The 6,549-nt window shown below is 73.0% G+C and carries 4 protein-coding genes; 1 reads left to right on the forward strand and 3 read right to left on the reverse strand.

What is annotated here, in order from left to right:
• Positions 1–7: 7 nt before the first annotated feature.
• Complete coding sequence (locus AB8Z36_RS28540) at positions 8–1,900, reverse strand: ABC transporter ATP-binding protein (RefSeq protein WP_369216265.1); 1,893 nt, start codon at positions 1,898–1,900, stop codon at positions 8–10.
• Between the two features lie 167 nt (positions 1,901–2,067).
• Here AB8Z36_RS28540 and AB8Z36_RS28545 point away from each other — a divergent pair, with 167 nt between their 5' ends.
• Positions 2,068–4,386 (forward strand): glycoside hydrolase family 3 N-terminal domain-containing protein, encoded by a 2,319-nt coding sequence (locus tag AB8Z36_RS28545; protein WP_369216266.1) that lies wholly within the window; start codon positions 2,068–2,070, stop codon positions 4,384–4,386.
• 66 nt (positions 4,387–4,452) lie between these two features.
• Here the strand turns inward: AB8Z36_RS28545 and AB8Z36_RS28550 are convergent, their stop codons facing one another.
• The gene (locus AB8Z36_RS28550; RefSeq protein WP_369216267.1) at positions 4,453–5,310 is read right to left on the reverse strand and encodes a GNAT family N-acetyltransferase; all 858 of its coding nucleotides are present in this window, start codon (positions 5,308–5,310) and stop codon (positions 4,453–4,455) included.
• 72 nt (positions 5,311–5,382) lie between these two features.
• On the reverse strand, positions 5,383–6,549 hold a 1,167-nt coding region (locus tag AB8Z36_RS28555; RefSeq protein ID WP_369216268.1), incomplete at its 5' end, for a CynX/NimT family MFS transporter.

Raw genomic sequence — 6,549 nt, forward strand, 5'->3', positions numbered from 1 at the left:
CCCTGTCTCAGGCCGCCTCCACCACCTCCGCCGGGCTCGCGCCCTTGGCGAACTGGGTCCGGTGCAGCTCCGCGTACCGGCCGTCGAGGGCGAGGAGTTCCTCGTGCGTGCCCCGTTCGACGATCTCGCCCGCCTCGACGACGAGGATCTGGTCGGCGGCGCGGACCGTGGAGAGCCGGTGGGCGATGACCACGGCGGTGCGGCCCTCAAGGGCTTCGGCGAGGGCCTCCTGGACGGCGGCCTCGGAGGTGTTGTCGAGGTGTGCCGTGGCCTCGTCGAGGATGACGACCCGCTGGCGGGCCAGGAGCAGGCGGGCGATGGTCATGCGCTGCCGCTCGCCGCCGGAGAGCCGGTAGCCGCGCTCGCCGACCACCGTGTCGAGCCCGTCGGGCAGGGAGTGCACGAGCTCTTCGAGGCGGGCGCGGCGCAGGACGTCCCACAGCTCGTCCTCGCTCGCGTCCGGCCGGGCGAGGAGCAGGTTGTCGCGGACGGACTCGTGGAAGAGGTGGCCGTCCTGGGTGACCATGCCGAGGGTGGCCCGCATCGAGGCGGCCGACAGGTCCCGCACGTCGACGCCGCCGATGCGCACCGCTCCCTCGTCGGTGTCGTACAGGCGCGGGAGCAGTTGCGCGATGGTCGACTTGCCCGCGCCCGACGAGCCGACGAGCGCCACGGTCTGGCCCGCCTCCGCGCGGAAGGAGATGCCGTGCAGGACCTCTTCGCCGCCGCGGGTGTCGAGGGCGGCGACCTCTTCGAGGGAGGCCAGGGAGACCTTGTCGGCGGCCGGGTAGGAGAAGCGCACGTTCTCGAACTCCACGGCGACGGCCCCCTCGGGGACGTCCGCGGTCTCCGGCTTCTCCTCGATGAGGGGCTTCAGGTCGAGCACCTCGAAGACCCGCTCGAAGCTGACGAGGGCGCTCATCACCTCCACGCGCGCCCCGGCCAGGGAGGTCAGCGGCGCGTACAGCCGGGTCAGCAGCAGTGCGAGCGAGACGACCGCGCCCGCCTTCAGGGAGCCCTCCAGGGCGAAGTAGCCGCCGAGTCCGTACACCAGGGCCAGCGCGAGCGCCGAGACGAGCGTGAGCGCGGTGATGAACGCGGACTGCGCCATGGCGGTGCGCACCCCGATGTCGCGCACCCGGTGGGCGCGCGCGGCGAACTCGGCGGACTCGTCGCCGGGCCTGCCGAAGAGCTTGATGAGGGTGGCGCCGGGCGCCGAGAAGCGCTCGGTCATCCGGGTTCCCATGGCGGCGTTGTGGTGCGCGGCCTCGCGCTGGAGCTTGGCCATGCGGGCGCCCATGCGCCGGGCGGGGACGACGAAGACGGGGAGCAGCACCAGGGCCAGCAGGGTGATCTGCCACGAAAGGGTGAGCATCACGGCGAGGGTGAGGATGAGCGTGACGATGTTGCCGACGACGCCGGAGAGCGTGTTGCTGAAGGCGCGCTGGGCGCCGATCACGTCGTTGTTGAGGCGGCTGACCAGGGCGCCGGTGCGGGTGCGGGTGAAGAAGGCGACGGGCATGCGCTGGACGTGGTCGAAGACGGCGGTCCGCAGGTCGAGGATGAGTCCCTCGCCGAGGTTGGCCGACAGCCAGCGGCTCAGCAGTCCGATGCCCGCCTCGGCGAGCGCGATGGCGGCGATCAGCAGGGCGTAGCGCACGACGGTGCCGGAGTCGCCGCCGCCGACGATGACGTTGACGACCTTGCCCGCGAGGACGGGGGTGGCCACGGCGAGCAGTGCGGTGACGACGCTCAGCAGCACGAACTGCCAGATGCGCCTGCGGTGGGGCCGGGCGAAGGCGCCGATGCGGCGGAGGGTGGCGCGGGCGAAGGGGCGGCGGTCCTGCTGGGCGTGCATCACGCTGTACAGCTGGTTCCAGGCCGTGGTTTCCATGCTCATGAGGGGAACGTTAGGACCTCAAGCTAACTTCAGGTCAACCATTCACGGAAGGCGCGCTCACCCCTGCCGCGTCTCTTGACCCCACGTGTAACAGGAACGTACTTTCGCTTCAATTCTTGTGGTCACCACGAGAGTTATCCCCCCACATGAGGTGAGAAGGCGAACGCATGCGTGATGTACGAAGGCGTACTCTGCTGTCCGCGATGGGCGGCACGGCGGTCGCGGGAGGCGCACTCGGCGCCGTGGGCACCGTGGGGGCGGGCCGCGCGGACGCGGCGCGGGGCATCCCGGCGGCCCGGCCGGGGAGCGCGTACCACCAAAGAATCCAGAAGCTGCTCGACCGTATGACCGTCGAAGAGAAGCTGGGTCAGCTTCAACAGCTCCCGTGGACCTACGACACCGGTCCCGGCGGCGGCGACACCAAGGAGGCGGAGGACGCGGCGCGCGCGGGCAGGCTCGGTTCCGTCCTGAGCATCTACGGCGCCGCGACCACCAACGCCCTCCAGCGCATCGCCGTCGAGGAGTCCCGCCTCGGCATTCCGCTCGTCTTCGGCCTCGACGTCATCCACGGCTTCTGGACGACCTTCCCGATCCCGCTGGCGCAGGCGGCCAGCTTCGACCCCGACGTCACCAGGACGGACGGCGAGGTCTCGGCGAAGGAGGCCCGCTCCAACGGCGTGCACTGGACCTTCGCCCCCGCCATGGACGTCACGCACGAGCCCCGCTGGGGCCGCATCGCCGAGAGCAACGGCGAGGACCCCTATCTGGCCTCGGTGTTCGCCGCCGCCAAGGTCAAGGGCTACCAGGGCGACGCGGACGACGGGGACGCCGCGCCCTACCGCGCCAAGGACCGCGTCGCCGCCTGCGCCAAGCACTTCGTCGCCTACGGCGGCGCCGAGGGCGGCCGGGACTACAATACGGTCGACCTCTCGGAGTCCCGCCTGCGCAACCTCTACCTCCCGCCGTTCAAGGCGGCCCTCAGGGCGGGCGCGGCGACCGTGATGGCCTCCTTCAACACCCTCAGCGGCATCCCGGCCCACGGCAACACCCACACTCTGACCGACATCCTGAAGAGGGAGTGGGACTTCGGCGGCATGGTCGTCAGCGACTGGACCGGCGTCCAGGAACTGATCGCGCACGGCTTCGCCGAGGACGGCGCGGCGGCGGCCCGCCTCGCCCTCAACGCGGGCGTCGACATGGAGATGACCAGCACCAACCTGGTCAGGAACGGCAAGAAGCTGCTGCGCGAGGGGAAGATCGACGAGCGGCGCCTCGACGACGCGGTGGCGCGCGTGCTCCGCCTCAAGTTCGACCTCGGTCTCTTCGACCGCCCCTACGTCGAGGAGGACGACGCCATCGCAGGGCCGAGCGCCGCCACCCGCCGGGCGGCCCGCGAGGCGGCGGCGCGTTCGATGGTCCTGCTCAAGAACAAGGGCGGGGCGCTGCCGCTGAAGACGTCGGTCGAGTCCATCGCCGTGGTCGGCCCCTTCGGCGACTCCGACGACCTGCTCGGCACCTGGTCGTTCCCCGGTGCCGTCGAGAAGTACCCCTCGGGCACGGTCCTCGACGCCGTCAGGCGGGCCGCGCCGGACGCCAGGGTGGCCTACGCCAGGGGCGTCGGCCCCGAGGGTGCGGACACCGGCGGCATCGGCAGGGCGGTGGCCGCCGCGAAGGCCGCCGATGTGACGGTCGTGGTGGTGGGCGAGCCGCCCGCGATGAGCGGCGAGGCCGCGGCCCGCAGCGACCTCTCGCTCCCCGGCGCCCAGGAGAAGCTGGTGACGGCGATCGCCGCGACCGGCCGCCCCTTCGTCGTCGTGCTCGTCAACGGCCGTCCGCTGACCATCGGCGGCTGGCTGGACGCCGCGCCCGCCGTCCTTGAGGCCTGGCACCCGGGCATCGAGGCGGGCAACGCCATCGCCGACGTGCTGTTCGGCAAGGTCGTGCCCGGCGGCAAGCTGCCCGTGTCGTTCCCGCGCGCGGTCGGCCAGATCCCGATCCACTACAACCACGAGTCGACGGGCCGCCCCTACGACCCGGACAACAAGTACACCTCGAAGTACCTGGACCTGCCGCCGGGCCCGCAGTTCGCCTTCGGATACGGCCTGAGCTACACGACGTTCGAGATCGGCGAGCCGGAGCTCAGCCGCGCGCGCGTCCCGGCGGGCGCGCTGCGCGGGGGCGACACCCTGGAGGTGTCCGTGCGCGTCACCAACACCGGGGACCGCGAGGGCGACGAGGTCGTCCAGCTCTACGTGCACGACGTCGCGGCCGGTCTCACCCAGCCGGTGCGCAGGCTGCGCGGCTTCCGCCGGGTCACCCTCGCGCCGGGCGCGTCGCGCACCGTCCGCTTCCGGCTCGGCGCGGAGGACCTCGGCTACTGGACGAACGCGCCGCACGGCGAGTTCGTCGTGGAGGAGGGCAGGATCGACCTCTACGTCGGCAACAGCTCCGAGGCGAAGGCCAGGCGGACGCTGACGATCACCTGAGAACGATCGCCCGAGACGGGGACGGCCGGGCCCGGACGCCGCCGGGCCCGGCCGGCGCAGGCCCGCTCAGCCCAGTTCGAGCGAGGTGACCCCGAAGACCCGCTCCCGGGCGAACTCCCTTACCGGCCCGGTGTACATGCGGGCCGTGTCGAACGTGGGCTTCATGCCGCGCGCCTCGGCCAGCGCGACCGCCTCCCCGTTCGTCTCGGGCATGTCGATGGCGACGGGCGTGCCGTCCGCCTCCGCCGCCAGCGCGTCGAGGAGCGCCTCGGCGTCGGCGCGCGTGTCCGCGAAGAGCGGCCCCACGCGCAGCGCGTCACGGCCGGGGCGGATCACCCCGTACCCGGTGAGCCTGCCGTCGACGATGCGGGCGAGCGCCCGGTGCCCGGGGGCGGCGAGCCAGGACGTGAGGAAGCGCGGCCGGTCCGCGGGCACGCAGGCGCCGTCGTAGGCGATGAGCGCCCGCAGGCCCGCCGCCTCGACGGGGCGCACATGCCGGTCGGGCAGGTCGACGGCGGGCAGCACGCCGATGTAGCGCAGGGTGCCGTGGGCGCGGGCGAAGCCGGAGCGGCGGTAGTTGTCCTGCTGGGCGGGGACGCCGTCCAGGCCGACGGTCCTTCCCTCGGCGTGCGCGAGCCCGGCCCGCCAGGTGGCGAGGCCGTGGCCGCGCCCGCGCAGTCCGGGGCGGACGAGGTAGTGGCCGAGGAAGGCGTAGTCCGCGCCGTAGTTGACCACGGAGACCGCCGAGACGGGCTCGCCGTCGAGGCGCCCCACGAAGAACCCGTCGGGGTCCTGCGCGAAGAACGGTCCCGCGTCGGCGAGACCGGGGTTCCAGCCCTCGTCCGCCGCCCACCCCGTCACCACACGCCATTCGTCGGGCGTGGCCGGTGAGACCACGAGCCGCCCGGAGGCCGAATCCGTCATCGCTCAACCCTTCGTGAGTCAGCGGTGGGCCCGTCTTCGGACCGCACCGGGAGCATCCTGCCCGGGCGGGCGTCAGCCGATGCCCGCCACATGACGGTCGCGCGCGGCGCCGAGCCCCGCCACCACCTGCGGTACGAGCAGGACGAGCAGCAGGACGAGCGGCACCGTCCAGCTGTGGGAGGCGTCGTGGACGGCGCCGAGGACGGTGGGTCCGGTGGCCGCGAGGACGTAGCCGAAGCACTGGGACATGCTGGAGAGCTGGGCGGCGTGCCGGGCGTCGGGCGCCCGCTGGACGATGAAGAGCAGCGCGAGGCTGATCGCCGCGCCCTGGCCGAGGCCCAGCAGGACCATCCAGAGATAGGCGCCGCCGACCGGGGCAGCGAGCAGTCCCGCGTAGCCGAGGGCACAGAGGACGGCGCCGAGGGTCGCCAGCGCGCCGGAGCCGAGCCGCCTGCCGACGATCACCGGGGCGAGGAAGGAGCCCGCGATGCCGAGCAGCGAGGAGAAGGAGAGCATCCAGCCCGCGGTGCCCGAGGCCATTCCGGCGTCCTGGAACACGGTCGGCAGCCAGGCGGTGGCCGCGTAGTAGTTGAGGGACTGCAAGCCCATGTACGCGGTGACATGCCAGGCCAGCGGGGAGCGCGACAGGCCGCGTACGGGGTGCGCCGCCTGCCGGGCCGCCGCCGCGCCGACCCGGGTGCGCGAGCGGATCTGCGGCAGCCACACCAGGAGGGCGATCAGCGCGAGGGCGCCCCAGCAGGCCAGTGTGGTGCGCCAGTTCATGCCGCTGGCCTGCTGCACGGGCAGGGTGACACCGGCCGCGAGCGCGGCGCCGCCGAAGAGGGACATCGAGTACAGGCCGGTCATCAGTCCGGCCCTCGCGGGGAAGTCCCGCTTGATCAGGCCGGGCAGCAGGACGTTGGCGACGGCTATGCCCGCGCCGATGACGACGGTGCCCGCGAAGAGGGCGACAACGGAGTCGAGCAGGCGCAAGGCGGTGCCCGCGCAGATCAGCGCCATGGTGCCGAGCAGCGGGCGCTCCATGCCGAAGCGGCGGCCGAGCCGGGGCGCGACCGGCGCGAGCAGCCCGAAGCAGAGCAGCGGGAGCGCGGTGAGCAGGCTGGTGGCGGCGGCCGACATGCCGCTGTCGTCGCGGATGGTGTCGGCGAGGGGCGAGACGGCGACGAGCGCGGGGCGGAGGTTGAGGGCGAGCAGGACGACCCCGGCGGCGAGACAGAG

Origin of the sequence: Streptomyces flavofungini, assembly GCF_041028215.1 — a bacterium.
Lineage (GTDB): Bacteria > Actinomycetota > Actinomycetes > Streptomycetales > Streptomycetaceae > Streptomyces > Streptomyces flavofungini_B.

What these genes read in the sequence shown, in the direction of transcription:
- AB8Z36_RS28550 (WP_369216267.1), bottom strand. Translation starts at nt 5,310, where the DNA reads ATGACGGATTCGGCCTCCGGGCGGCTCGTGGTCTCACCGGCCACGCCC.
- AB8Z36_RS28545 (WP_369216266.1), top strand. Translation starts at nt 2,068, where the DNA reads ATGCGTGATGTACGAAGGCGTACTCTGCTGTCCGCGATGGGCGGCACG.
- AB8Z36_RS28540 (WP_369216265.1), bottom strand. Translation starts at nt 1,900, where the DNA reads ATGAGCATGGAAACCACGGCCTGGAACCAGCTGTACAGCGTGATGCAC.